The organism is Micromonospora sp. RP3T, from assembly GCF_003027925.1.
In the GTDB taxonomy this organism is placed as follows: Bacteria; Actinomycetota; Actinomycetes; order Mycobacteriales; family Micromonosporaceae; genus Micromonospora.
Map to the genome: position 1 here is coordinate 36,183 of NZ_PYPS01000027.1, position 24,612 is coordinate 60,794.

General features: G+C 72.1%; 26 protein-coding genes. 15 read left to right on the forward strand and 11 right to left on the reverse strand.

Going from position 1 to position 24,612, the window contains the following annotated elements; all coding sequences use genetic code 11:
• The first annotated feature begins 81 nt into the window (after positions 1 to 81).
• The 4 genes from C8054_RS21255 to C8054_RS21270 all read left to right on the forward strand — a co-directional run bounded on the left by C8054_RS21255 (position 82) and on the right by C8054_RS21270 (position 5,603).
• Positions 82 to 1,413, forward strand: a complete 1,332-nt coding sequence (locus C8054_RS21255) for an ABC transporter substrate-binding protein (protein ID WP_107159349.1) — start codon at positions 82 to 84, stop codon at positions 1,411 to 1,413.
• A gap of 22 nt (positions 1,414 to 1,435) precedes the next feature.
• Positions 1,436 to 2,392 carry a carbohydrate ABC transporter permease gene (locus tag C8054_RS21260; protein WP_107159351.1) on the forward strand — a complete coding sequence of 319 codons (957 nt, stop codon included), beginning with the start codon at positions 1,436 to 1,438 and terminating at the stop codon, positions 2,390 to 2,392.
• Positions 2,389 to 3,273 carry a carbohydrate ABC transporter permease gene (locus C8054_RS21265; protein WP_107159353.1) on the forward strand — a complete coding sequence of 295 codons (885 nt, stop codon included), beginning with the start codon at positions 2,389 to 2,391 and terminating at the stop codon, positions 3,271 to 3,273. The genes C8054_RS21260 and C8054_RS21265 overlap by 4 nt, the downstream gene beginning before the upstream one ends.
• Before the next feature lie 164 nt (positions 3,274 to 3,437).
• Positions 3,438 to 5,603: an alpha-galactosidase gene (locus C8054_RS21270; protein ID WP_107159355.1), complete on the forward strand. Its 2,166-nt coding sequence runs from the start codon at positions 3,438 to 3,440 to the stop codon at positions 5,601 to 5,603.
• A gap of 3 nt (positions 5,604 to 5,606) precedes the next feature.
• On the opposite strand, the gene C8054_RS21275 is transcribed toward C8054_RS21270, so the two are convergent.
• Positions 5,607 to 5,984, reverse strand: coding sequence for a helix-turn-helix domain-containing protein (locus C8054_RS21275; RefSeq protein WP_107159357.1), 378 nt, complete (start codon positions 5,982 to 5,984; stop codon positions 5,607 to 5,609).
• A gap of 78 nt (positions 5,985 to 6,062) precedes the next feature.
• Here C8054_RS21275 and C8054_RS21280 point away from each other — a divergent pair, with 78 nt between their 5' ends.
• The 3 genes from C8054_RS21280 to C8054_RS21290 all read left to right on the forward strand — a co-directional run bounded on the left by C8054_RS21280 (position 6,063) and on the right by C8054_RS21290 (position 8,228).
• Positions 6,063 to 6,473: a RidA family protein gene (locus C8054_RS21280; RefSeq protein WP_107159359.1), complete on the forward strand. Its 411-nt coding sequence runs from the start codon at positions 6,063 to 6,065 to the stop codon at positions 6,471 to 6,473.
• 112 nt (positions 6,474 to 6,585) lie between these two features.
• The gene (locus C8054_RS21285; protein ID WP_233219854.1) at positions 6,586 to 6,978 is read left to right on the forward strand and encodes a YciI family protein; all 393 of its coding nucleotides are present in this window, start codon (positions 6,586 to 6,588) and stop codon (positions 6,976 to 6,978) included.
• Positions 6,975 to 8,228 carry an RNA polymerase sigma factor gene (locus C8054_RS21290; RefSeq protein ID WP_306766821.1) on the forward strand — a complete coding sequence of 418 codons (1,254 nt, stop codon included), beginning with the start codon at positions 6,975 to 6,977 and terminating at the stop codon, positions 8,226 to 8,228. Before C8054_RS21285 ends, C8054_RS21290 begins: the two co-directional genes overlap by 4 nt.
• A gap of 77 nt (positions 8,229 to 8,305) precedes the next feature.
• On the opposite strand, the gene C8054_RS21295 is transcribed toward C8054_RS21290, so the two are convergent.
• The 3 genes from C8054_RS21295 to C8054_RS21300 all read right to left on the reverse strand — a co-directional run bounded on the left by C8054_RS21295 (position 8,306) and on the right by C8054_RS21300 (position 9,444).
• A complete protein-coding gene (locus C8054_RS21295) occupies positions 8,306 to 8,875 on the reverse strand; it encodes a hypothetical protein (RefSeq protein ID WP_107159364.1) in 570 nt (189 codons plus the stop codon).
• 78 nt (positions 8,876 to 8,953) lie between these two features.
• Complete coding sequence (locus C8054_RS32340; RefSeq protein WP_199199862.1) at positions 8,954 to 9,127, reverse strand: hypothetical protein; 174 nt, start codon at positions 9,125 to 9,127, stop codon at positions 8,954 to 8,956.
• A complete protein-coding gene (locus tag C8054_RS21300; RefSeq protein ID WP_233219813.1) occupies positions 9,124 to 9,444 on the reverse strand; it encodes a hypothetical protein in 321 nt (106 codons plus the stop codon). The genes C8054_RS32340 and C8054_RS21300 overlap by 4 nt, the downstream gene beginning before the upstream one ends.
• Before the next feature lie 181 nt (positions 9,445 to 9,625).
• On the opposite strand from C8054_RS21300, the gene C8054_RS21310 reads away from it, so the two are divergent.
• Together C8054_RS21310 and C8054_RS21315 are read left to right on the forward strand one after the other, a co-directional pair.
• Positions 9,626 to 10,039, forward strand: coding sequence for a GntR family transcriptional regulator (locus tag C8054_RS21310; protein WP_107159370.1), 414 nt, complete (start codon positions 9,626 to 9,628; stop codon positions 10,037 to 10,039).
• A gap of 54 nt (positions 10,040 to 10,093) precedes the next feature.
• Entirely contained in the window at positions 10,094 to 12,430 is a 2,337-nt protein-coding gene (locus tag C8054_RS21315; RefSeq protein WP_146179949.1) for a tetratricopeptide repeat protein, read from the forward strand.
• Between the two features lie 61 nt (positions 12,431 to 12,491).
• On the opposite strand, the gene C8054_RS21320 is transcribed toward C8054_RS21315, so the two are convergent.
• On the reverse strand, positions 12,492 to 13,868 hold the full coding sequence (locus tag C8054_RS21320) for a cellulase family glycosylhydrolase (protein WP_107159374.1): 1,377 nt from the start codon (positions 13,866 to 13,868) through the stop codon (positions 12,492 to 12,494).
• Positions 13,869 to 14,167: 299 nt separating this feature from the next.
• Here C8054_RS21320 and C8054_RS21325 point away from each other — a divergent pair, with 299 nt between their 5' ends.
• Positions 14,168 to 15,130 (forward strand): TIGR03557 family F420-dependent LLM class oxidoreductase, encoded by a 963-nt coding sequence (locus C8054_RS21325; protein WP_107159376.1) that lies wholly within the window; start codon positions 14,168 to 14,170, stop codon positions 15,128 to 15,130.
• Between the two features lie 176 nt (positions 15,131 to 15,306).
• Positions 15,307 to 15,942, forward strand: a complete 636-nt coding sequence (locus C8054_RS21330) for a GAP family protein (protein WP_107159379.1) — start codon at positions 15,307 to 15,309, stop codon at positions 15,940 to 15,942.
• Between the two features lie 36 nt (positions 15,943 to 15,978).
• On the opposite strand, the gene C8054_RS21335 is transcribed toward C8054_RS21330, so the two are convergent.
• From C8054_RS21335 to C8054_RS21360, 6 genes are all read right to left on the reverse strand, one after another.
• The gene (locus tag C8054_RS21335) at positions 15,979 to 16,776 is read right to left on the reverse strand and encodes an endonuclease/exonuclease/phosphatase family protein (protein WP_107159381.1); all 798 of its coding nucleotides are present in this window, start codon (positions 16,774 to 16,776) and stop codon (positions 15,979 to 15,981) included.
• 5 nt (positions 16,777 to 16,781) lie between these two features.
• Positions 16,782 to 18,272, reverse strand: a complete 1,491-nt coding sequence (locus C8054_RS21340; RefSeq protein ID WP_107159383.1) for a phosphatase PAP2 family protein — start codon at positions 18,270 to 18,272, stop codon at positions 16,782 to 16,784.
• Positions 18,273 to 18,349: 77 nt separating this feature from the next.
• Entirely contained in the window at positions 18,350 to 19,351 is a 1,002-nt protein-coding gene (locus C8054_RS21345) for a YihY/virulence factor BrkB family protein (protein WP_107159385.1), read from the reverse strand.
• The gene (locus C8054_RS21350; RefSeq protein WP_107159387.1) at positions 19,344 to 20,351 is read right to left on the reverse strand and encodes a diacylglycerol kinase family protein; all 1,008 of its coding nucleotides are present in this window, start codon (positions 20,349 to 20,351) and stop codon (positions 19,344 to 19,346) included. The genes C8054_RS21345 and C8054_RS21350 overlap by 8 nt, the downstream gene beginning before the upstream one ends.
• Before the next feature lie 91 nt (positions 20,352 to 20,442).
• Positions 20,443 to 21,018, reverse strand: a complete 576-nt coding sequence (locus tag C8054_RS21355) for a Clp protease N-terminal domain-containing protein (protein ID WP_107159389.1) — start codon at positions 21,016 to 21,018, stop codon at positions 20,443 to 20,445.
• Positions 21,018 to 21,254: an HTH domain-containing protein gene (locus C8054_RS21360; RefSeq protein WP_107159391.1), complete on the reverse strand. Its 237-nt coding sequence runs from the start codon at positions 21,252 to 21,254 to the stop codon at positions 21,018 to 21,020. The genes C8054_RS21355 and C8054_RS21360 overlap by 1 nt, the downstream gene beginning before the upstream one ends.
• Positions 21,255 to 21,356: 102 nt before the next feature.
• Between C8054_RS21360 and C8054_RS21365 the strand changes: the two genes are divergently transcribed.
• From C8054_RS21365 to C8054_RS21380, 4 genes are all read left to right on the forward strand, one after another.
• Positions 21,357 to 22,157: a PP2C family serine/threonine-protein phosphatase gene (locus tag C8054_RS21365; RefSeq protein ID WP_107159393.1), complete on the forward strand. Its 801-nt coding sequence runs from the start codon at positions 21,357 to 21,359 to the stop codon at positions 22,155 to 22,157.
• Positions 22,158 to 22,224: 67 nt separating this feature from the next.
• Positions 22,225 to 22,788 (forward strand): TetR/AcrR family transcriptional regulator, encoded by a 564-nt coding sequence (locus C8054_RS21370; protein ID WP_107159395.1) that lies wholly within the window; start codon positions 22,225 to 22,227, stop codon positions 22,786 to 22,788.
• The gene (locus C8054_RS21375) at positions 22,785 to 23,609 is read left to right on the forward strand and encodes an oxidoreductase (RefSeq protein ID WP_107159397.1); all 825 of its coding nucleotides are present in this window, start codon (positions 22,785 to 22,787) and stop codon (positions 23,607 to 23,609) included. Before C8054_RS21370 ends, C8054_RS21375 begins: the two co-directional genes overlap by 4 nt.
• Positions 23,610 to 23,674: 65 nt before the next feature.
• Positions 23,675 to 24,505: a universal stress protein gene (locus C8054_RS21380; RefSeq protein ID WP_107159399.1), complete on the forward strand. Its 831-nt coding sequence runs from the start codon at positions 23,675 to 23,677 to the stop codon at positions 24,503 to 24,505.
• Positions 24,506 to 24,612 lie beyond the last annotated feature (107 nt).

Consider the following 24,612-nt stretch of genomic DNA (forward strand, 5'->3'; position numbering starts at 1 on the left):
TCAACCGCCACCGGCTATTTCTGTTCGGACGTGTGGATTCTCGGTGGATCTCGTAGCCACCTCGTCCCCGCAGGAGGCACCATGTCCCGTCCCCGCTCACAGGCCGAGTACCTCGCCCGGCTCGTCCCCCCGTCCGTCGCCGGCCTGCGCCGACGCTCGCTGCTGGCCGGCGCGGCCGGCGCGGGCGCGTTGCTCGGCACCGGCGCGCTCGCCGGCTGCGGCGACTCCGACTCCGGATCCGGCGGCGACGCGAAGAGCGTCACGCTCGGCTCGAACCAGTCGGACCCGAAACCCAAGGACGTCGTCGCCAAGGTGGTGGACGGCTTCAAGACATCGTCCGGGGTGACCGTCAACGTCAACACGGTCGACCACAACACGTTCCAGGAGAACATCAACAACTACCTGCAGGGCAAGCCGGACGACGTGTTCACCTGGTTCGCCGGCTACCGGATGCGGTTCTTCGCGGCCAAGGGCCTGGCCGGTGACCTCAGCGACGTGTGGGGCAAGCTCGACGGCTACTCCGACGCGTTCAAGAAGGCGTCCACCGGCGACGACGGCAAGCAGTACTTCGTGCCGGCGTCGTACTACCCGTGGGCGGTCTTCTACCGCAAGTCGGTCTGGCAGCAGCGCGGCTACCAGGTGCCGACCACGCTGGACCAGCTCACCACGCTCGGCGCGCAGATGAAGAAGGACGGCCTCACCCCGATCGCCTTCGCCGACAAGGACGGCTGGCCGGCGATGGGCACGTTCGACATCCTCAACCTGCGGATCAACGGCTACCAGTTCCACGTCGACCTGATGGCCGGCAAGGAGGCGTGGACCTCCGACAAGGTGAAGAAGGTGTTCGACACCTGGGCCGGGCTGCTCCCCCTGCACCAGCCGGACGCGCTGGGCCGCACCTGGCAGGAGGCCGCCCAGTCGTTGCAGCAGAAGAAGAGCGGCATGTACCTGCTCGGCCTCTTCGTCGGCCAGCAGTTCAGCGGCGCCGACCTGGAGGACCTGGACTTCTTCACGTTCCCCGAGATCGACTCCACGATCGGCGCGAAGGCCCTGGACGCGCCGATCGACGGGTACATGATGGCCCGCAAGCCGAAGTCCAAGGACGCCGCCACCAAGCTGCTGACGTACCTGGGCTCGAAGGACGCCGCGAACGTCACGGTCAAGAACGACCCGAGCACGCTTGTCGCGAACAGCGGCGCGGACACCGCCGGCTACACCGCGCTCCAGAAGAAGGCCGCCGAACTGGTCGGCTCCGCCACCGAGATCGCGCAGTTCCTGGACCGGGACACCCGGCCGGACTTCGCCTCCACCGTGATGATCCCGGCCCTCCAGCAGTTCATCAAGAACCCGAAGGACATCAGCGGGATGCTCACCAGCGTCGAGAACCAGAAGAAGTCGATCTTCACAAGCTGACGGCGGAAGGGGGAAGGACACCATGTCCGACCTGCCCCTGATCCAAGCGGATCGCGCCGTGCCGCCGCCGGCCGCGACCACCGCCACCGGTGGTCGCGGTCGCCGGCTACGGCTCCTGTCCGGCACCGACCGCGTGGTGATCACGCTGATGGTGCTGGTACCCCTGCTGCTCGTCCTCGCGCTGGTCTGGCTGCCGGCGGCGGCGACCGTGCTGCTCTCCGGCACGGACTGGGACGGCATCGGCCCGCTCGGCGAGATCGACTGGGTCGGGCTGAAGAACTACGACGACGTGGTGAACAACTACCCGCCGTTCGTCCCCGCGGTGCAGAACAACCTGCTCTGGCTGGCCGCGCTCTTCGTGGTGGCCACCCCGATCGGGATGTTCCTCGCCGTGCTGCTGGACAAGGAGCTGCGCGGCAGCCGGTTCTACCAGACCGCGCTCTACCTGCCGGTGGTGCTCTCGCTGGCGCTCGTCGGCTTCATCTGGCAGCTCATCTACAGCCGGGACCAGGGCCTGCTCAACGGCGTGTTCGGCGGCGACACCGACTGGTACGGCGACCCGAACGTGAACATCTGGGCGGTGCTGGTCGCCGCCGGTTGGCGGCACGTCGGCTACATCATGCTGCTCTACCTGGCCGGCCTCAAGGGCGTCGACCCGTCGCTGCGGGAGGCCGCCGCCGTGGACGGCTCCTCGGAGACCAGCACGTTCTTCCGGGTCGTCTTCCCGGTGATGCGCCCGATCAACATCATCGTGCTGGTGGTCACCGTGATCGAGTCGCTGCGCGCGTTCGACCTGGTCTGGGTGATCAACAAGGGCCGCAACGGGTTGGAGCTGATCTCGGCGCTGGTCACCCAGAACGTGGTCGGCGAGGCGAGCCGGATCGGCTTCGGCTCGGCGCTGGCCACCATCATGCTGGCCGTCTCCCTGATCTTCATCACCGTCTACCTCTGGACCGTCATGCGGGAGGACAAGCGATGACCGCCGCCGTCTCCCCCGGCCGCCGCCGGCCGCTGCGGCCGGCCCGGGTGGTGCTGCACCTCTTCCTGGGTACGATCGCCGTCGGCTGGCTGTTCCCGCTGTTCTGGGCGGTGCTCACCTCGTTCCGCTCGTACCAGTACACCGCCGTGCACGGCTACGTCTCGTTCGGTGGCTGGACGATCGACAACTACGTCACCGCGTGGCGGACCGCCGAATTCGGCAAGCACTTCCTCAACTCGCTCTACATCACCGTGCCGGCGGTGCTGCTCACGCTCTTCCTCGCGTCCTGTGTGGCGTTCGTGATCGCCCGGTTCAGCTGGAAGCTCAACATCGCGTTGCTGGGTCTGTTCACCGCCGCGAACCTGCTGCCGCAGCAGGCCCTGCTGATCCCGCTGTTCCGGATGTTCACGCAGATCCCGCTGCCGGCCTGGATGAGCGACTCGGAGCTGCTCTACGACAGCTACTGGGGGCTGATCCTGGTCAACGTCGCGTTCCAGTGCGGCTTCTGCGTCTTCGTGCTGAGCAACTACATGAAGGCGCTGCCGCACGAGCTGTACGAGGCCGCGATGGTCGACGGGGCGAGCGTGTGGCGGCAGTACTGGCAGGTGACCCTGCCGCTGTGCCGACCGGCGCTGGCCGCGTTGGCCACGCTGGAGGTGACCTGGATCTACAACGAGTTCTTCTGGGCGACGGTGCTGATGCGTACCGGCGACAAGTTCCCGGTGACCAGCTCGCTGAACAACCTGCGCGGCCAGTTCTTCACCGACAACAACCTCGTCTCGGCCGGCTCGGTGCTGGTCGCGATCCCCACCCTGGTGATCTTCTTCCTGCTCCAGAAGCAGTTCGTCCGGGGCCTGACGCTGGGAGCCTCCAAGGGCTGACGGCGCCGGGCTCCGGACCAGGGCTCCGGGCGATTATCCCCAAAGAGCGATATGACCAGGAGGAATAATTATGCCTCCTAGTCATAGCGCTCATGACTCTTGCCCCCTCCGCTCGCGTCGCTCTGCGTGACGAGCGCGGGGGCACCAGCGAGAATCGAGCGGTCATGACGCCTTCGGTCATCGTTCATCTGCGCCGGGCGGGGACCAGCCTGGTGCTCGACGCGCGCGGCCCGGGGCTGCCCCGAGTCGTGCACTGGGGTGCCGACCTCGGGCAGCTGTCGACCGCGGACCTCTCCGGGCTGGTCGACGCCACCGTCGCGCCGGTGGTACCGAGCAGCTTCGACGAACCCACCATGCTGTCGCTGCTGCCCGAGGGGAGCGCGGGCTGGAGTGGCCGGCCCGGGCTTGCCGGCCACCGCGACGGCCGGGACTGGTCCACGGCCTTTCGCCTGGTCGGTCTCGACGTGATCGACCCGCCGAGCGACGACGGACCCGGGGCCAGGGCCGCGCGGGTCACCGTGCGGGCGGCGGACCCGGGCGCGGAGTTGAGCCTGACGATCGAGATCACGCTGGACCCGGCGGGGGTGCTGACGCTGCGGCACCGGCTGCGCAACGACGGCGACGGCCGCTACGAGCTGCGCGAGCTGACCCCCGTGCTGCCGGTGCCGGCGGTCGCCACCGAGCTGCTCGACCTGACCGGGCGCTGGTGCCGGGAACGCGAGCCGCAGCGGCACCCGTGGCCGATGGGCGCCTGGGTCCGCGAGGGGCGGCACGGCCGCACCGGACACGACGCCACGTTGCTGCTGGTGGCCGGCACGCCCGGCTTCGGCTTCGGGCACGGCGAGGTGTGGGCGGTGCACACCGCGTGGAGCGGCGACCACGTCACGGTGGCCGAGCGTCGCCCCACCGGCGAGGCCACGCTGGGTGGCGGGGAGCTGCTCGCGCCCGGCGAGATCGTGCTCGGGCCCGGCGAGGAGTACGCCACGCCGCTGCTGTACGCGGTCCGGTCGGCGGACGGGCTGGACGGGCTCAGCCACGCGCTGCACACCCACCTGCGGGCCCGGCCGGGTCATCCGCGCACGCCGCGCCCGGTGACGCTGAACGTGTGGGAGGCGGTCTACTTCGACCACGACCTGGACCGGCTGCGGGCGCTCGCCGACCGGGCCGCCGAGGTGGGCGTGGAACGCTTCGTGCTCGACGACGGCTGGTTCCGCGGCCGGCGGCACGACCTGGCCGGGCTCGGCGACTGGTGGGTCGACGAGCAGGTCTGGCCGGGCGGGCTGCAACCCCTCGTCGACCACGTACGCGGGCACGGCATGCAGTTCGGGCTCTGGGTCGAACCGGAGATGGTCAATCCCGACTCCGACCTGTTCCGCGCCCACCCCGACTGGGTGCTCCAGGCGCCGGGCCGGCTGCCGCCGTCGTGGCGGCACCAGCAGGTGCTCGACCTGGCCCACCCGGACGCGTACGCGTACCTGCGCGACCGGCTCGACGCGGTGTTGAGCGGGCACGACGGCATCGCGTACCTCAAGTGGGACCACAACCGTGACCTCACCGAGGCCGGGCACGGCGGCCGTCCCGGCGTGCACGGGCAGACCGTGGCGGTCTACCGCCTGCTGGACGAGCTGCGCGCCCGGCACCCCGGCCTGGAGATCGAGAGCTGCTCGTCCGGCGGCGCCCGGGTCGACCTGGAGATCCTGCGCCACACCGACCGGGTCTGGGCCAGCGACTGCAACGACGCGCTGGAACGGCTGACCGTGCAGCGCTGGACCGGGCTGCTGCTGCCGCCGGAGCTGATCGGCACGCACATCGGGCCGGAGCGCTCGCACACCACGCACCGCGTGCACGACCTGGGCTTCCGGGCGGTCACCGCGCTCTTCGGCCACCACGGCATCGAGTGGGACATCGCCGCGATCGACGCGTCCACGCGGGCCGAACTGGCCGCCTGGGTGGCACTGCACAAGCGGCTGCGCCCGCTGCTGCACGGCGGGCGGGTGGTCCGGGTCGACCACCCGGACCCGGCCGTGCAGGCCCACGGCGTGGTCGCCCACGACCGCTCCCGGGCGGTGTACGCGGTCAGCCGCGTCGCCACCTCCGTCGCCCAGGTGCCCGGCGCGGTGCGGCTGCCGGGGCTGGACCCGACGCGGCGCTATCTGGTGCGCCCGCCGGCCGGGGTGCCGGAGCCGGCGCTGTTGGAGCTGGCCCCGCCGGGTTGGCTGGCGTCCGGCGCCGGGGTGACGCTGCCCGGGTCGGTGCTCGGGACGGTCGGCCTGCACCTGCCGGCCCTGCACCCGGAGCAGGCGCTGCTGTGGGAGGTCACCGCCGCCTGACCGTCACTCCCCCGCGGCGTCGAACGCCCGCCGGGCCTGCTCGATCCGGGGCATCTGCGCGTCGGCCCATTCGAGGAGCACGTCGATCGGCGCGCGCAACGTCTTGCCCAACGGGGTGATCCGGTACTCCACCGCGACCGGGCGGGTCGCCACGACGAGGCGTTCGACGATGCCGTTGCGTTCCAGCCGTCGCAGCGTCGCGGTCAGCGACTTCTGCGTCACCGCCGGGATCGCCCGGCGCAGCTCGTTGAAGCGGCACGGCCGCTCGCACAGCTCGTTGAGGACGCTGAGCGACCACTTGTCCAGCACCTGGTCGAGCAGCTCGCGGTGCGGCGCGTCGATCCGCAGCTCACCGGTCCGCGGGGTGGTGGTATCGCGCATGAAACCAGGTCTCCTTGAAGTGTCCTCCGTCAACTAGGTATCAATAGTAAACCGGAGTTCGCACACCGAGGAGCAACCATGTCTGTCACCCGCTTCAGCCCCGACGGCCTTCAGCCGCACACGCCCTACCACCACGTGGCGGTGGCCACCGGGGCTCGACACATCCACGTCAGCGGGCAGATCGCCCGACTGGGCGACGGCACGCCCGTCGCACCGGGCGACCTCAGCGGGCAGGTCGCGCAGGTGCTGCGGAACACCGGCCGCGCCCTCACCGGCGCCGACGCCTCCTTCGACGACGTGGTCCGGTTGACCTTCTACGTCACCGGATGGCAGCCCGAGCTGATCGGCCCGTTCATGGCCGGGATCGAGTCGGTCGCCGAGGAGCTCGGCCTGCCCCGCCCCCTGCCGCCCGCGTCGCTGATCGGGGTGGACCGCCTCTTCGAGCCCGACGTGCTCGTCGAACTGGAGACGACCGCGGTCGCGCGGTGAAACTCTTCACCGGAGACCGGCGACGGATGTCGAGAACCGGGGTGGTGGCTTCTACCCGAGCGTGGAAGCACCGACAATCGGTGCTCGGCGTGAGGAGCGAATCGTGAAGTACATGCTGCTGATGCAGTTCAGCGCCGCCGGGACCGACTTCCCGCCGGTCGACACCTGGACCCCGGAGGAGTTCCGGGCGCACCTCGACTTCATGGGGGAGGTCAACGCCAAGCTCGTGGCCGACGGCGAGTTCGTGCAGGGCGAAGGGCTGGGCGGCCCGCAGCAGGCCCGGATCGTGCGGGCCGGCGGGAACGGCGCGCCGGTGATCACCGAAGGGCCGTTCGCGGAGACGAAGGAGTTCCTGGCCGGCTTCTGGATCGTCGACTGCGAGACGCCGCAGCGGGCGATCGAGATCGCCGCGTTCATCTCCACCGCACCCGGCCCGGGCGGGCGACCGCTGCGCATGCCGATCGAGGTGCACCCGGTGATGTCCGGCCCGCCGCAGGAGATGTGACACTGGCCGACCACACCGTCGAGGACCTGCTGCGCGAGCTGGCGCCGCAGGTCCTCGGCGTGCTCGCCCGCCGGTTCGGTGACTTCGCCACCGCCGAGGACGCGGTCCAGGAGGCGCTGCTCGCGGCGAGCCGGCAGTGGCCGGTCGAGGGGCTGCCGGAGCATCCGCGCGGCTGGCTCACGCGGGTCGCGTACCGGCGGATGATCGAGTTGGTGCGGGCCGAGACGGCGCGACGGGACCGGGAGGACCGCGCGGCCCGGCGCTCCGGCGACGACCGGCGGACCGCACCGGCGGCCGACGAGCCGTTGACCGGCGACCGGGACGACACGCTGGTGCTGCTCTTCCTCTGCTGCCACCCTTCACTGACCACGCCGTCGGCGATCGCGCTGACGCTCCGCGCGGTGGGTGGCCTGAGCACCGCCGAGATCGCCCGCGCGTTCCTGGTGCCCGAGGCCACCATGGCGCAGCGGATCAGCCGGGCCAAGCAGCGCATCCGCGATTCCGGCCTGCCGTTCCGGCTGCCTGAGCCGGCCGATCGGCAGGCCCGGCTCGCCGCCGTGCTGCACATGCTCTACCTGATCTTCACCGAGGGGCACACCGCGAGCCTCGGCGACGACCTGCGGCGGGTCGACCTCTGCGAGGAGGCGATCCGGTTGGCCCGGGAGATGCATCGGCTGCTGCCCGGCGACAGCGAGGTGACCGGGCTGCTCGCCCTGATGCTGCTCACCGACGCCCGCGCCGCCGCCCGGACCGGCCCGGCCGGGGAGCTGATCCCGCTGGCCGAGCAGGACCGGTCCCGCTGGGACGCCGCCGCCATCGCCGAGGGCACCGCGCTGGTCACCGACGCGATGACCCGGGGGCCGGTCGGGCCGTACCAGCTCCAGGCCGCCGTCGCCGCGCTGCACGACGAGGCGCCGACCGCGACGGCCACCGACTGGCCGCAGGTCCTCGCGCTCTATCGCGTGCTGGAACGGCTCACCGGCAGCCCGGTGGTGGCGTTGAACCGCGCGGTGGCGACCGCCATGGTGCACGGCCCGACCGCCGGACTGGCGGCGCTCGCCGACCTGGCCGGCGATCCCCGGCTGGCCGGCTCACACCGGCTCGACGCGGCCCGCGCCCACCTGCACGAGATGGCCGGCGACCACGACGCCGCGGCAACCCACTACCGCGCCGCCGCCGCGAGAACCACCAGCCGCCCCGAACAGGAGTACCTGCTGACCCGCGCCGCCCGCCTGCTCCACCCTCGTTGACCCCCACCGCCGGCCCGCCTTCGTTGATCAAGGAGTTTGCGTCGGCATCCGCCCGGTTCGTGACGCGAACTCCTTGGTCAACTCGTGTGCGCGGTGGTGTCGCGGAGGGCGAGGGCGACGGTGGCGAACAGGGCGGCGCCGCAGCCGACGCCGGAGATCAGGCCGACCGTGGCGGCGGTGGCGCCGAGGGCGTGGGCGAGGAAGCCGGCCACGCCCAGTGCGGTCATCACCGCGCCGAGCCAGTGGTAGCGCGGCATCCGCCACACCGCCGCCAGGCCGAAGAAGTGCACGCCCACCACCACCGCGACCCAGGCCACCGACACGGCGGGCCGGTCGAACACGTTGTTGATCACGGCGAGGCCGCCGAAGAGCGCGACCGCCTCCACCGCCACCACGATCCAGTAGCGGCGGTCCATGAACCCCGCCGCCTCCGGTCCCTGCGCGCCGGACGGGGCCTGCCGGGCCACCCGGAACAGGCCGACCAGGAGCAGCGCGGCCACCAGCAGGCCGGCGATCCGCAGCACCAGCGGCCAGGGCGCGGGCAGGCCGCCGCTGTTCACCATGACGAAGACGGTCCCGAACGAGATCGCCACGAGTGAGCCGATCACCAGCCCCGACGGTCGTCCCCTGGTCCCCGGCGTGCTCATCGCGTCCCCTCCCGACGGTCGCGCGCCGCCCGGTCGGCCCGACGCGCGCCAGATCGTACGGCAGGCCGGCCGGCTCGGTCAGATCGAGCGGCGAGCGACGCGTGGGCTGGTGGACGGCCGAAGGTGCTTCTCCTTGTGCTGCCGCACCATCTCGTCCCACACCTCCTGTGGGAAGTCCGGATCCGGCGGTATCCATCGGTGCGAGTTGTCCGAGTAGTGGAACTTCTCGTCTCCGCGCTCGATCCGGCTCATCGCAGCCAGCCGAGAAAGCGACGATGGAGGGCGGTCGGCGAGGCGCTGGCCATGTCCTGTGTGGCGGACACCAGGCGCGAGGCCAGGTAGAGGGCGAGGGACAACGGCGCCTGGTCGTACTCGGCCCGCAGCTCCTGACGACGGATGGGGCAGGGCCACGGGCGCTGGCATCCGGAGCAGTGCCAGCGGGGCATGACCGGGTCGTGTGCGGTCACCTCTCCTCCCCTGGCCAGTGCGCGCGCTTGATCGGGAGGTGATGTCTTGCCCGGCACGGCAGGTCGGATCCACAGCGGCAGACCCTGCACCACCTGGTCCACGACCACACCGGCCGATGTCGTCGGGCGAAGGTCAGCGCCGCCGCGATCACGTATTGGTCGTAGGTGACGTGCCCACGCATGTCGCGCTCCTCCGTCAGCAAACCGCAAGTGACTTCACTCTAAGTGCTGTATTGATGTAAACACAACAGCCTGACAGCATGAAGTCACCTAGCGTGCGGGCGTGAGCGATGAGAGCGGCTTCGATCCCGATGTCGCCACCTGGAAGCAACTCGCGGACCGGCTTCGGCAGGCCATCCGTTCAGGCCGGCTTGCTCCTGGTCAGCGAGTTCCAACCGAACTGAGCCTCACCCAGGAATACCAACTCAGCCGACTCACGGTCCGCCGCGCGCTCCAGCAACTGCGAAGCGAGGGCCTGATCGTGGTCGTACAGAGTCGAGGAACATTCGTCCGGGGCGAGCGGGAGCGCACCACCGTCACCGTGGGCAAGGGCGACCAGGTGCAGGCGCGGATGCCCGATCCGGAAGAACGACGCCGGTACGCCCTCCACGAGGGCGAGCCCGTCATCGTGGTGACGAGAACGAACGGCAACGTCGAGGCGTACGGGGCGCACAGCGTGACCGTCGTGGGAGCCTGACGACCTCACCCGGTCCGCCTGTTGCCGGTTGATGACAGTGGGTACGGTGCGGTGGTGTCCGTGCATCGGGGACGGTGGCTGCGGCGAGGGCTGCTGGTCGTGGTGGTCGGAGCGACGGCGGCGCTGATCGGCTGGTCGCTGGTCGCCGACGGGAAGACGCCGGTGGCGGTCGTCTCCGGCGCGCTGGCCGCACTGGCGACGATGTTCGTGCCACCCCTCCTGGCTGCGCTCAGGCCCGCCCGGACAGCACATAAGGGCGGCCCCGACTCGTCGCGGGTGTTCGGCGCGGTGCCCCGCGTGGCGTGGCACTTCCAGAACCGACCGGCGGAAGTCCGGGCGTTGCGGCGGGCGCTGAAGGGCCAGGGCCGCGCCGCCCTGGTGGCGCTCGCCGGGCAGCGCGGCGTAGGCAAGTCGCAGTTGGCCGCCGCGTACGCGCGGCAGTGCGCCGAGGACGGCTACGACCTGGTGGCGTGGCTCAACGCCGAGGGTGGACCGACCGCCGAGCTGGCCCTGTTGGCCGAACATGTCGGACTCCGGAGCGGGGCCGACCAGATGCCACACGAGCTGGCGACGGCGGTGACCCGGTGGCTCAGCGAAGGCCGACGGGGCCGGCAGTTGGTGGTGTTCGACAACGTGGACGACCCGGACGACGTGGCGCCGTACCTACCCGGCCCCGGCGGCGCGACGGTGCTGATCACCAGCAACCGGCAGGAGTTCGCGGCCATGCCCGGCGTCGCCGTCGTACCGGTGGGCCTGTTCAGCTCGGAGCAGGGGCGGCGGTTCCTACGGGAGGCGACCGGGCTGGCTGACAGCCCGGATGCCGGCGAGGTCGGCGAACAGTTGGGCTGGTTGCCGTTGGGGCTGGCACAGGCCGCCGCGTACATCGTGCGCAACAAGCTGGCATATCGTCGCTACCTGGAGGCGTTGGACGGGCAGAGTCTGGACGCGACCCTGCGCCGGCAGGCAGGCACCGATCATCCCGGGGTGCTCAAGGCCACCCAACTGAGCGTGGCGGGTCTCGTCGCGGACGATCCGAGCGGGGACTCGGTACGCCTGTTGACGGTGTTGGCCCTGCTGTCGGCGGACGGTATCAGTCGGGAGCTGCTCGTCGCCGGGGCGGACGCGCTGGGCCTTGCCGGCGGGGTGGGGCGGGCGCTGGACCTGCTCGCCGGAGCGTCACTCGTCACGCTCGGCGGCGCGGTGGAGGATGAGCGCGGCCGGGACCGCGTCGTCGTGGCGGTGCACCGGTTGACCGCCCGGGTGATCCGCCACCTCGCCACCGGAGCGGACACCACACCACCGCTGGCCGACGCGGTCGCCGCCGCGACCGAGATGCTGGACCGACTCACCGACCACCTGCCGTACGCGCAGGTCGCCCAACGCCGAGCCGAGGTCGACGAGCTCGTGGCCCACATCCTCACGTTGCACGGACACGTCGCCGAACCATCACCGCTGCTGCTGATCCAGCTCCTCTGGGCGGCGCGCGCCCTGCGTAGTGCCGGCGACGTCGCCCGTGCCCTCGCCTTGTCGGAGCGGCTCCTCACCGATCGGGAACGGGTGCTGGGAGCCGACCACCCGGACACCCTGATCGCCCGCAGCGATCTCGCCCTCACCTACGAGACGACGGGTCGCGTCGAGCTGGCCGTAGTCCTGCTTGAGCAGGTCCTCGCCGACAGCGAACGAGCACTGGGACCCGATCACCCGGACACGCTCACCTCCCGAAACGACCTCGCCACTGCCTACGTGTCAGTGGGTCGCACCGCGGAGGCCATCCCCCTGCACGAGCAGACCCTCGCTGACCGCGAACGCGTCCTCGGCCCCGATCACAGGGGCACGCTCACCTCCCGCAACAACCTCGCCCATGCCTACGCGTCGGCAGGACGCATGACGGAAGCCCTCACCCTGCACGAACAAGTTCTCGCCGACAGCGAACGGATCCTGGGACCCGATCACCCGGACACGCTGATCTCCCGCAGCAATGTCGCCTACGTCTACGTGGCGACGGGACGCGCCGCGCAGGTCATCCCCCTGCACGAGCAGACTCTCGCCGAGCGCGAACGCATCCTCGGGAACGACCACCCGGACACGCTCACCTCCCGCAACAACCTCGCCCACGCCTACATGTCGGCAGGACGCATCACGGATGCCATCGCCCTGCACGAGCACACTCTCGCCGAGCGCGAACGCATCCTCGGGAACGACCACCCGGACACGCTCACCTCCCGCAACAACCTCGCCCACGCCTACACGTCAGCAGGACGTACCGCACAGGGCATCACCCTTTACGAGCAGACCCTGGCTGAGTGTGAACGAACCCTGGGGCCCGAACATTCGGCGACCAGGACCGTGCGCGCCAATCTCGCTGCCGCGCGGGCGACAACCCGGGGCTGACCGCGTACGCGAAGAAAGGTGGCCGGGTCCGTGCGGACCCGGCCACCCGGTGCGCGGTCGGTCAGCTCGCGGAGCAGGTCACCGCCGGCGTGCCGGCGCTGCCGTTGCCGATGAAGCCGAACGTGGTGCTGGCGCCGGCGCCGAGCCGGCCGTTGTAGTCGACGTTGCGGGCGGTCCAGGTCGATCCGCTGCCGCTGACCGTGGCGTTCCACGCCTGGCTGACGGTCTGGCCGTTGGCGAACGTCCACGTCGCCGTCCAGCCGCTGATCGCGGCGGAACCGGCGGTCACCTTGACGTCGCCCTGGAAACCGCCCTGCCACGAGTTGACGACGGTGAGGGCAGCGGTGCAGCCACCGGCCGGCGGGGGCGTGGTGGTCGGCGGCGTGCTCGGGGTCGGGCTGGTGGTCGGGCTGGGGCTCGTCGTCGGGCTGGTGGTCGGGCTCGGCGAGCTGCCGGCGTAGACCGAGGCCTCACGCGAGGTGGCGGTGATGCCGTTGGCGCCGTTGAAGATGCGCTGGCCCCAGCTGGTGAGCTGGGCCGGGTTGAAGCCGGTGGTCATGTCCAGGTATTCCACGCCGCCGCCGTTGCCGCTCCAGGACCAGCCGAGGTAGCCGATCCGGTTGGTCTGGGCGTAGGACATGATGGCGTCCTCGTCGGGGTTGCCGTCGGAGTGGTTGAAGCCGAACTCACCGACCACGATCGGCAGCCCGGCGGTGCGGAACCGGCCCAGGTAGTCGCTGATCTCGGCGGCGGTGTCGAACACGCCGTACATGTGGATGGAGAAGACGGTGTTGCGCTGCGGGTCGGCGTTGAAGACGGTGCCGGCGTTGTCGCGCATGGTGAACGACCAGTCCTGGCCCCAGTTCGGCGCGTCCACCATGATGGTGTGGGTGAGGCCGCCGGCGCGCAGCCGCTTGATCGCGTTCGAGGTGTCGGTGGTCCAGGCGCTGTAGCCCTGGTTGCCGAACGGCTCGTTGCCGATGTTGACGATGACGTACTTCTCCTGGCCCTTGAGCACGTCGGCGATGCTCAGCCAGTAGTCGGTCGCCTTGGCCAGCGTGGTGGCGGCGCCGTCCTCGCCGTAACCGGTGGTGTCGTGCACCTCCAGCACGCAGATCAGCCGGTTGGCCTTGCACAGTGAGATCACGTTGGCCACGTCGGCGGCGCTGTTCTTGGTCCAGCGGTCACCGCTGGCCAGCACCACCCGGACGGTGTTGGCGCCGAGCGCCTTGATGTTGGCGAACGAGCTGGTCTGCTGCGGGTACCAGGTGTGCGCGTGGTTGACGCCGCGCATCACGAACTCGGTGCCGTTGGCGTCGTAGAGCCGACCGTTCGAGACGGAGAACCCGGTCGCGGCCTGCGCCGGCTGCCCGAAGGCGAAGACGGCGGTGAGCGCCGTCAGCAGGGCGACGCCCGCGGCGGAGAGCATTTTCTTCATGGCTGTCCTCTGAAGGGAGATCTCCCCCGTGCCCGTGTGGGGGTGCGGTGATGGTGATGACGGTCCCGGACGCCGGCATCAGCGTAGGCCGATGGACCCTCTGAAGGCAACCGGTTAAGTCCTGTGGCGGCCCGCGTCGTCACGGGCCGCCACAGGGGCGGTCATCCCCACCACAGGATGGTGCGCCTCCCCGGTCTGAACCGGTTAAGCGGACTGTAGGCAGCATCAAACCACGCGTCAAGGTTGACGCGCGCCCGTTGGGGTATCCGGGGACGATCCACCCCGGGAGGAGAGGCGCCATGGTCAACGTCGGCTACACCCTGATGTGCGAGCAGGCCGGTCCGAAGGAGTTGGTCGACCACGCGGTGCGCGCCGAAGCCGCCGGGTTCGACCACCTGGTCATGTCCGACCACTACTACCCGTGGCTGGAGTCGCAGGGCCACTCGCCGTACGCCTGGTCGGTGCTCGGCGCGGTCGCCCACGCCACCACCCGGCCGGAGCTGCTGTCGTTCGTCACCTGCCCGATCCGCCGCTACCACCCGGCGGTGGTGGCGCAGAAGGCCAGCACCATCGGGGTGCTGTCCGACGGGCGGTTCACGCTCGGCCTCGGCGCCGGGGAGAACCTCAACGAACACGTGGTCGGCGGCTGGCCGCACGTGCAGCAGCGGCACGAGATGTTCGAAGAGGCGTTGCAGATCATCCGGCCGCTGCTCAACGGCGAGACGCTGACGTTCTCCGGCAACCACTTCGACGTGCCCGACGCGTACGTGTGGGACCGGCCCGAACGGCCGGTGCCGATGGCGGTGGCGGCGTCCGGCCGGCAGTCCGCCACGCTCGCCGCCGAGTACGCGGACGCCATGATCGCCACCGACCCGCTGTCCCACCTCGTCGACATGTACGAGGAGGCCGGCGGCGCGGGTCGTCCCCGCTACGGCCAGGTGGCCATCTGCTACGGCCCCGACGAGGACGAGTGCCGCAAGATCGTGCACGACCAGTTCCGCTGGTTCGGCATGGGCTGGAAGGTCAACGCGGACCTGCCCAACCCGGACGCGTTCGACGCGGCCACCCAGTTCGTCCGCGAGGAGGACGTGGCCGAGGGCGTCTCCTGCGGCCCGGACGTCGAACGGCACGTCGAGGCGTTCAAGAAGTTCGTCGACGCCGGCTTCACCCACGTGGCGCTGCTCCAGGTCGGTGGCGACCGGCAGCCGATGTTCCTCGACTGGGCCCAGGAGGAGCTGCTGCCCCGGCTGCGCGAGCTGTGACCGGGGGCTGACGTCATGCGCATCGGAAACACCGAGATCCGGCCCGCCGGCGGCGGGTTCGGCTGCCTCCTGATGATCCTCTTCTCGATCGTGGCCTCGGTGGTGCTGACCGTGCTGCTCAACCTGATCCTCTAGAACCGGCCGCGACCCCGATCGGGCGGCAACAGAATGAGGGCATGAACCTGCTGACCGTGCTGCCGCTGGCGTTCGTGATGGTCGCCGGGCCACAGCTGGTCAGCGCGATCTTCCTGGCCGCCAGCCGCGACCCGCGACGCAGCTCGGTGGCGTACCTGGCGGGCGCGGCGCTGGGCACGCTGGTGCCGCTGGCGATCTGGTACGCCGTGTTCCGGCTGGTCCGACACTCCGCCGGCAACGGCACGAAGGACAGCGGCAGCCGGCACCTGATCGACTGGATCGTGCTGGCGCTGCTGCTCGTGCTCATGCTGGTCACGTTCCTGCGCCGGAAGCGGAACCAGCCTCCGGGTTGGATGCGCAGGCTGGAGGACCCGAAGCCCGCGTTCGCGTTCGGCCTGGGCCTGCTGCTGTTCCTCGCCATGCCCAGCGACGAGGTCACCATGGCGTCGGTCGCCGGCAGCCTGGCCGGGCACGACAGGCCGTGGTGGCACCTGCTGCCGTTCCTGGTCCTCACCGTGCTGCTGCTGGCGCTGCCGCTGCTCGGGCTCGTGCTGCTGGGTGCGCGCGCCGGGCGGCTGCTGCCGAAGATCCGCGACTGGTCCAACGCCCACTCCTGGATCATCAGCGAGCTGGTGATCCTGATCTTCGTAGCCATCGTCCTGTCCGACCTCGCCTGACCCGGACGCCCGGGGGCGAATTCCGGGAAAGCCGCTCTACGCGGGCGTGAGGTCCAGCTCGGCCAGGACGGGGTAGTGGTCGGAGGCGGTGTCGGCCTCCGCGTCGCGGATCACCCGGACCGCGACCAACCGGTCGGCCAGGGCCGGCGTGGCGAGCAGGTAGTCCAGCCGCATCCCGGCGAACTCCGCGCCGCCGTGGCCGGTCGGCACCGTCAGCCCGCCCGGCCCGTCCCCACCGGCCCGCGGCCACAGGTCGACCAGGCCGGCATCGAGCAGCCGGGCCACCGCGCGGGTGTCCACGGTTCGGCCGTCGCGGCGCAGGTGCCGACGCCGGTACGCGGCGGCGAGCCCGGCCAGCCGGGCGGTGTGGTCGACGGCCGGCTCCAGCGTGTTCAGGTCCCCGGCGAGCACTGCCAGCTCTCCCCCGGCCCGCCGCACGGCCGCCGCCAGCCAGCCCGCCTCCATCCGCCGCCGCCCGCCCGACCAAGGGTTCAGGTGGGTGCTGAACACGGTCAGCGGCCCCGCGCCGGTGGCCACCCGCACCAGGGCGGCGGCGTGGTGGAACGGCCGGCGGACCCGCCCGGCGCGCATTACCCGCAGCGGCGGACGGACCAGCACCGCCACCGGCTGGCCGAAGCAGGACCGGGCCAGGTGCGGCACCAGACCCGTCCGCTCCGCCAACCCGCCCAGCGTGCGGTCCAGCCCGCGCAGTTCCTGGAGGGCCAGCACGTCCGGGCGCTGCGCGGTGACGACCGAGACGATCCGGTCCCGGCGGTCGGTGCCGTCACGGTCCCGACCGCCGGTGCGGATGTTCCAGGTCATCACCCGCAGCATCGTCGTCAGGCCGGCCGACCGGCCTTGGCCAGCTCGTCGTCCAGCTCGTCCACCTGCTCGGACTCGATCGCCGGCTGGTTGCCCTGGGCGACGTCGGCGTTGGGCCGGATCACCCACCAGAGCAGCGACAGCCAGAGCGTGCCGAGCAGGATCGCGCCCATGAAGTCGGTCGGGTGGTGCATGCCCCGGTACATCCGGGAGGTCGCCACGCCGACCGGCATGATCACGGCCATCGCCACGAACAGCCACCGCCACCAGCGGTCGGTACGCGGGAACACGATGATCGCCATGGCGACCCAGAGGCAGATGGTCGCCGCGATGTGCCCGGACGGGAACGACGAGGTGGGCATCTGGCCGTCCAGGTTCTCCACCGGCGGGCGGGGCCGCTCCACCACCCGGGCGCTGGCCAGGAACAGGCTCAGCTCGCCGAACATGGCCAGCACCACGAACAGCACCGGTCGCCAGCGGCGCCACAGGGCCAGCACGATCGGGCAGAACACCAGCGAGACCAGCGTGATGGCGTGCGTGTCGCCGAACTTGCTCCACCACCAGCTCAGGTCCGTGAGCGCGTCGGTGTGCCGGGCGGCGAACCAGCGCGGGACCTCGGTGTCGAGCGTGTCGAAGAACGTGCCCTTGGCGTGGTAGCTGACGTACATGCCGAAGGCGTACAGCACGCCGAAGGCGATCACCCAGCCGACCAGCAGCTCGGCCACCGCGGAGCGGGGGTGCTCCAGCACCTTCTCCTCGGCTGGGGCGGGCGCGATCTCCTCGCCCGCCTCCGGCTCCAGGCCCTCGCTCAGCGGCGGCACCGGCCGGCCGCGCTCGCGCCGCCACAGCCGGAACGCGTACGCGGTGACGCCCAGCCAGGCCGCGCCGAGCAGCCAGCCGCCGAAGACGTCCGACACGAAGTGCACGCCCAGCGCGATCCGGGTCAGCCCGACCAGGACGACCAGCACGGCGGCGATGGCGATGGCCGGCTTGCGCCAGCGGGGCGCCATGGCCGGCAGGAACACCAGCAGCAGCGCGCCGTACGCGACGAACGAACCGAGCGCGTGACCGCTGGGGAAGCTGTTGCCGGGGGCGCTGGCGATCGGCACGTCCACCACCGGGCGCAGCCGCCCCACCAGCGCCTTGAGCGACGGGTCGAGGATCAGCCCGCCCACGCCGGTGACGATCAGGTAGACCGCCAGCCGGGACTGGCGGCGGATCAGCAGGCCCACCACGGCGATGGTGATCAGCCAGATCAGCACCGGTCGACCGCCCAGGTCGGTGATCGCCTGGAGCACGGTGACCAGCGGGTGGTGCGGGGCCACGAGGTTGTTGAACCACTCGGCCGCCGCGTGGTCGGCGTCCTGGAGCGGGCTCCAGCGGAACCGGACGAGCATGAGCAGCACGCCGAAGGCGACGCCCGCGCCGGCCACCGCGAGCAGCCCGACGAGGCTCCGCTCGGCGAAGTGGCCGAGCGGCCGGCGCCCGGCTTCCTTGACCGCGGTCACACCGCACCTCCCTTTTCTTCCTGCGAGGCGCGCTGTACCCGATCGGCGTGGCTCTCACACGCCGCGTCGGCGCGGCGTCAGAGCGCGGTCATCTCCCCGGTGTCGAACAGCTCCTCGCGCTGCGCCTCCGGCTCCCACAGATCCGGCTGGGCCGGCTCCTCCACCCCGATCCGCATGGCCTCCAACTGGGCGGCGAAGGCCAGCCCGCCGAAGAGCGCCATGCCGGTGAGGTTGGCCCAGAGCAGCAGCGCCATCATGCCGGTCAACGCGCCGTAGGTCTGGCCGAAACCGCCGCTGTACTTGACGTACGCGGCGAGCAGCAGGCTGGCCAGCCACCACAGCGCGATGGCGATGCCGGCGCCGAAGAAGAGCCAGGACAGGCCGGGTTGCTTGCGTCGGGGCGCGTGCCGGAACAGCACCGCCACGGCGAGCACGGTCAGGCCGAGACTCAGCGGCCAGCGGACCACGTCCCAGACGACGGTGGCGACGTCGCCCCACTCGTAGTGCCGGCGCACCGAATCGCCCAGCGCGCCGCCGCCGACCAGGATCAGGAACCCGGTCAGCGCGGGCACGCCGGCGACCACCGCGAGGACGGCGGCGCGGACGTACTTCCACAGCGCCGGGCGGTCCCGCTCCACGCCGTAGATCCGGTTGGCGCCGCGCTCGATCTGCGCCATCGTGGTGGTCAGCGCCACCAGCCCGGTGATCAGACCGAGGGTCAGCGCCAGCTCGCCGGCGTCCTCGGTGCGGTCGGTGTCGGAGAGCAGCTCCTGCACCACCGTCTCGCTCTGGCCCGGCGTGATCGCCAGGACCGTGTCGGCGACGACCTTGCCGCCCTCGTCCGCGCCGAGGTCGGTGATCAGCCCGGTGAGCGCGATCAGGAACGGCACCACGGCGAGGCAGAGCTGCAACGCCAGGGCCCGGGAGTGGCTGAAGCCGTCGCCGTAGCGGAACCGGATGAACGCGTCCCGCAGCAGGGACCAGCCGCCGTGCCGGCGCAGGGTGCGCCAGGCGTCGTCGGCGGACAGCTCGTTCTCGGCCATCAACCGGGTCTCGGGGACGAGCTTGGTGCTACTCACGGCGCGCCTCGTCGATCAGACGCTCGCCGCGCTCTGCGGCGGCCTGGGCGTCCTCCGCCAGGTCGGGGTGGTCCGCCGGACGGGGCACGCAGAGCCAGAGCGACTCGGGCCGGATGGTGGCGGTGAGCGAGCGGCCCGGCTCGATCAGGTCGCCGTCGAGCTGCCGGGGCTGGGCCCGGTTGCTGGCGATCTCGACGGTGCGGGCCCGGAACACCTCCATCCGGGGCACGCTGCCGGTGCGGCGGACCAGCGCCCAGCCCATCGCGACCCAGTGGCCGAGCGTGCGCGGGGTCAGCACCGCCACGTCGAGCCAGCCGTCGTCCGGCTCGGCGTCGGTGAGCAGGCGCACCCCGCCCTGGAGGCGGCCGACGTTGGCCACCAGGACCGAGCGGGCGCGGCGGCGCAGCGGCGGCCGGCCGTCGATGCGGACCGAGACCCGCATCGGGCGGTCCCGCAGGTGGCGGGCGGCGCCGACCAGGTAGGCCGGCCAGCCGATCCGCTTCTTGGTGGTCTCGGAGGTGGAGTCGAGCATCTGGGCGTCGAAGCCCATTCCGGCCATCACCGCGAAACACTGGTCGTCGACCACGCCGACGTCGAGCCGGCGCATTCCGCGCTCGACGGCGACCTCCAGCCCGGCCGCCAGGTCGCCTGAGAGGCCGAGGTTGGCGGCGAGCAGGTTGCCGGTGCCCTGGGGCAGCACGGCCAGCGCCACGTCGGTGCCGGCCAGCGCGGTCACGCAGGCCATCACGGTGCCGTCGCCGCCGCAGGCGAAGACCACCTCAGCGCCGGCCTTCACCGCCTCCTCCGCCTGGCCGCGGCCCGGGTCCTCGACCGTGGTCTCGTACCAGGTCGGGGCCGGCCAGCCGGCCGCGTCGAGCGCGCCGTCCACGATCCGGCGGAACTCGTCGAGGTCGGCCACCTTCACCGGGTTCACCACCACGGCCGAGCGCGGGGTCCGGTTCTCGGCGGTCACCGGAAGCTTGTCGTCTGCACCGTCCACGGCGTCAGTGTGCAGGACACCGGGCGCGGCGGCGACCCGGCGGGCGGGGTCGTTGCGAGGACCGCAATCAGGTTTGGATTCCGGCGGGGGGTCAGGCCGCCTCGCGCAGCGCCGCGTCGACCCGTCGCCGCAGGTCGTCGACGTCGACGCCGGCCTCGGTGAGCACCTGCGCGGCCAGGCCGTCGCCCTCCCGGAGCAGACCGAGCAGGATGTGCTCGGTGCCGATGTGCCGGTGGCGCAGCCGGAGCGCCTCGCGCAGCGACAGCTCCAGCACCTTCTTGGCCCGCGGCGAGAACCGGCCGCTGTCGTGCCGGCGACGCCACCACCGGCGCGGGCGCGGTGTCGCCTCGCGGAACGCGTCCGGGCCGAACGACTCCTCGATCCGGGCCACGATGGCGGCCAGGTCGATGCCGATCTCGCGCAGCGCCGCCGCGTCCGCCGCGCCGAGCCCGTCGACGCCCTGCGCGGTGTGGCGGGCCACCGCCGCGCGCAGGGCGTCGGCGTCGACGCCGTCGGCCGACAGCAGCCGGACCGCCAGGTTGTCGCGGTCGGCGAGCACACCGAGCAGCAGGTGCTCGGTGCCGACCGGCCGCCGGCCCTCGGTCTGTGCCTCGACGAGCGCGTGGTGCACCACGGCCCGGGCCCGGTCGGTGAATCGTTCGAACATCACGCCTCCCAGCTTTCGCGCACCGCCGGCCGTCCGGCGTGCTTCTTGTGGACCGCCTGTCGGCTGACCTCGAGCGCGTCGGCGATCTCCTGCCAGGACCAGCCCTGTCGGCGGGCGTTGTCCACCTGGACCACCTCGAGCCGTTCGAGCAGCCGGCGCAGGGCGAGCACGGCCCGCAGGCCGACCTTGGGGTCGGTGCTGCCGGCGGCCGCCGCGAGTTCCGTTGCCTGACTCATGCTGTCAATGTAGGTTGACAGCACCATGTCGTCAACCCCGGTTGACACCAGACACGCCCCGACCTGCCCGTTCGCCGCCCGTGCCGGTGTTACGGTCCGCTGGTGTTCCACCGCCGCCCACCGGACCGGCCGGTCGAGGCCACCCGCCGACTGACCGCCGGCCGGCTCACGCTGGAGGTCGCCGGCGGCAGCGTGGTCGGGCACCGCTACCCGGCGAACTACGACGTGCTGCACGTCGACGAGGAACTGCCGCTGGCCGTGGTCTGCGACGGCATGGGCGAGGGCGAGGGCAGCCGGGTGGCCGGCACGACCGCGACGCAGACCTTCGTCGGGCGGGTCCGCGCCGGGTGGCCGGTCGTCGACGCCGCCGGGCTGCACGCCGCCGCCGCCGAGACGCAGCGCCGGGTCCGCCGGGCCGGCGCCACGCGCGCCGGGCTGAGCGGGTGCACGCTCACCGCGCTGGTGATCGAGCCGGACGGCGACCGGGGCTGGCTCGTGCACCTCGGCGACTCGCGGGCGTACCGGCTGCGCGACGGGCTGCTGGAACTGGTCACCGTGGACCACACCATGGCCTGGCTGGGGCTGCTGCACGGCTGGTGGCCGGCCGACTCCCCGGAGGCGGCCCGGGCCCGCTACCAACTGCTGCGCTACGTCGGCCACCCGGACCAGCCGGAACCGGACCTGCTCGCCGCCCCGCTGCGTCGCGGGGACACCTGGCTGCTCTGCACCGACGGGATCAGCGACCAGCTCGGCTACCACCGGCTGCGGGACCTGCTGGCGGCCCGCCAGGAGCCGGCGCGGACGGTCCGGGCGCTGCTGGACGCCAGCCTGGCGGCCGGCGGCGCGGACAACGCCACCGCCGTCGTGGTCCGCGTGCACCCCGCCCTGCCCGCCCCCCGCTGACCACCGCGCTCCCGGCGTGACCGGGGACACGGTTGACGTACTGACGTTTTATGCAAGACTTGTCAGCATGTCGAACGACCGGTTGGAGACGATCCTGACCGCCGCGTACGCGTGCTTCACCCGGCACGGGATGCGACGCACCACCATGGACGACATCGCCGCCGCCGCCGGCATGTCCCGGCCGGCGGTCTACCAGTACGTGCGCAACAAGAACGACGCCTACCGACGACTGGCCGAACGGCTCTTCGCCGACACGCTCGACCAGGCCCGGCGGGCCGCCGCCACCGGAGGCGGCGAACTGGCCGACCGGCTGCACGACGTGCTCGCCGCCAAGCTGGAGCTCACGCTCACGCTGCACCGGGACAGCCCGCACGCCACCGAGCTGCTCGACGCCAGCGGCAAGCTCACCGGTGACCTCGTCGAGGCGTACACCGCCGAGATGACCGACCTGGTGGCCGGCACGCTGGCGGACGCCGCGGGGCCCCGGGCCCGCGCGGTGGCCGACGTGCTCGTCGCGCTCACCCGCGGCCTGGAGGCCGACCTCACCGACCCCGACCTGCCCCGGCAGCGGCTGCGCGACGGCGTCGCGCTGCTCGTCGCCGGCCTGACCTCTCCGGGAGACCACGCATGACCACCGTCCTGATCACCGGCACCTCCTCCGGCATCGGCCGGGCCACCGTCGCGCGGCTCGCCCGCCGCTCCGACCTCACCGTGTACGCCACCGCCCGCAAGGTCGACGCGATCGCCGACCTGGCCGACACCGGCGCCCGACTGCTCGCCCTCGACGTGACCGACGAGGCGTCCATGCGCGCCGCAGTCGCCACTGTGGAAGCCGCGCACGGCCAGGTCGACGTGCTGATCAACAACGCCGGTTACGGCGAGTACGGCCCGATCGAGGAGGCCCCGATGGACCGGGTGCGGGCCCAGTTCGAGACCAACGTCTTCGGGCTCGCCCGGCTCACCCAGCTCGTGCTGCCCGGCATGCGCCGGGCCGGCCGGGGCCGGATCGTCAACGTCAGCTCGATGGGTGGCCGGCTGGTCTTCCCCGGCGGCGGCTACTACCACGCCAGCAAGTACGCGGTGGAGGCGATCTCCGACGCGCTGCGCCAGGAGGTGCGGCCGTTCGGGGTGGACGTGGCGGTCATCGAGCCGGGCCTGATCCGCACCGGCTTCGGCGCGGTCGCCGCGTCCACGCTCGGCGCCGGCACCGAGCCGACCGGGCCGTACCGCCGGATGGTGGCCGCGGTCGACGCGTCGATGGCGAAGTCCTACCGGAACCCGGCGCTCGCCGCCCCGCCGGACGCGGTGGCCCGGGTGATCGAGCGGGCCGTGCTGGCCCGCCGCCCCCGCACCCGCTACCTGGTCACCGCCGCCGCCTGGGCGATGGTGCACACCCGCCGGTTGTTCGGCGCCCGGTTCTTCGACGCGGTCAACCGCCTCCAGTTCCGCTGACCCGGTCCGGCCGGCCGGCCGCCCGACTACCGTGGGTGAAGAACCCGGTCGGGAGGTGAGCCGGAATGGCCGCACCCACCCACGGCGCGGTGGTGGTCGGCGTCGGCCGGTCGGCGGAGGCGCTGACGGTGGTCCGCACGGCCGCCGGCGAGGCCGCCGCGCACGACCGGCCGCTGCACCTGCTGCACGCGTTCAACTGGGCCGCGACCGGCGGCCCCGCCCCGGCCGGCGGCAGCCGCATCGACGCCGAACGCCTGCTGGAGCAGGCCGGCCAGCTCGCCGCCGACGCCGCGCCGGGGGTGCCGGTCAGCGGCGAGATCGTCGAGGGCTCGCCGGTCGAGGCTCTGCTGCGGGCCGCCGGCACCGCCTTCCTGGTCGCGCTCGGTGACGGCGGCATCTCCACCTGCCCGGCCTGCGTACCGGCCGACGCGCCCGCCGTCGAGCTGGCCGCCCGCGCCGGCTGCCCGGTCCTGGTCGGCCGGTCCGAGCCGGCCCCGCCGGGGCCGCTGCTGGTCGGCTACGACGGCTCGCCGGGCGCCCGCCACACCCTCGGGTACGCCTTCGACTGCGCCGAACGCCGGGGCGCCCGGCTGCTCGCCGTCCGGGTGGTCGAACCGGAGCGCCGCGACACCGACGACGGCCTGCTGGAAGCGGCGGTCAACCGGCAGGCCGTCCGGCACCCCCGGGTGGCCGCCGACTGCCAGACCGTCCGCGGCGAGCCCGCCGACGTCCTGCTCGACCGCTCCCGATCGGCGCAGCTCGCGGTGGTCGGCGCGCGCGGCGACGGGCCGGTCCGGTCCAGTCTCGGCGAGGTCAGCCAGGCCCTGCTCTACCACTCGCCGGCCCCGCTGATCGTCGTCCGGGGGCTCGACCCGGGCGCCCGGGAGGGGGCATGACGCCCGCCCGACCCGGGACCTACGGCCCTGACCGACGCCCCCGCCCGGACGCGAGGGTGGACGGGCCGGGGACGGAGGATTCCGCCCCGAGTGGCAGCCGACCCCGA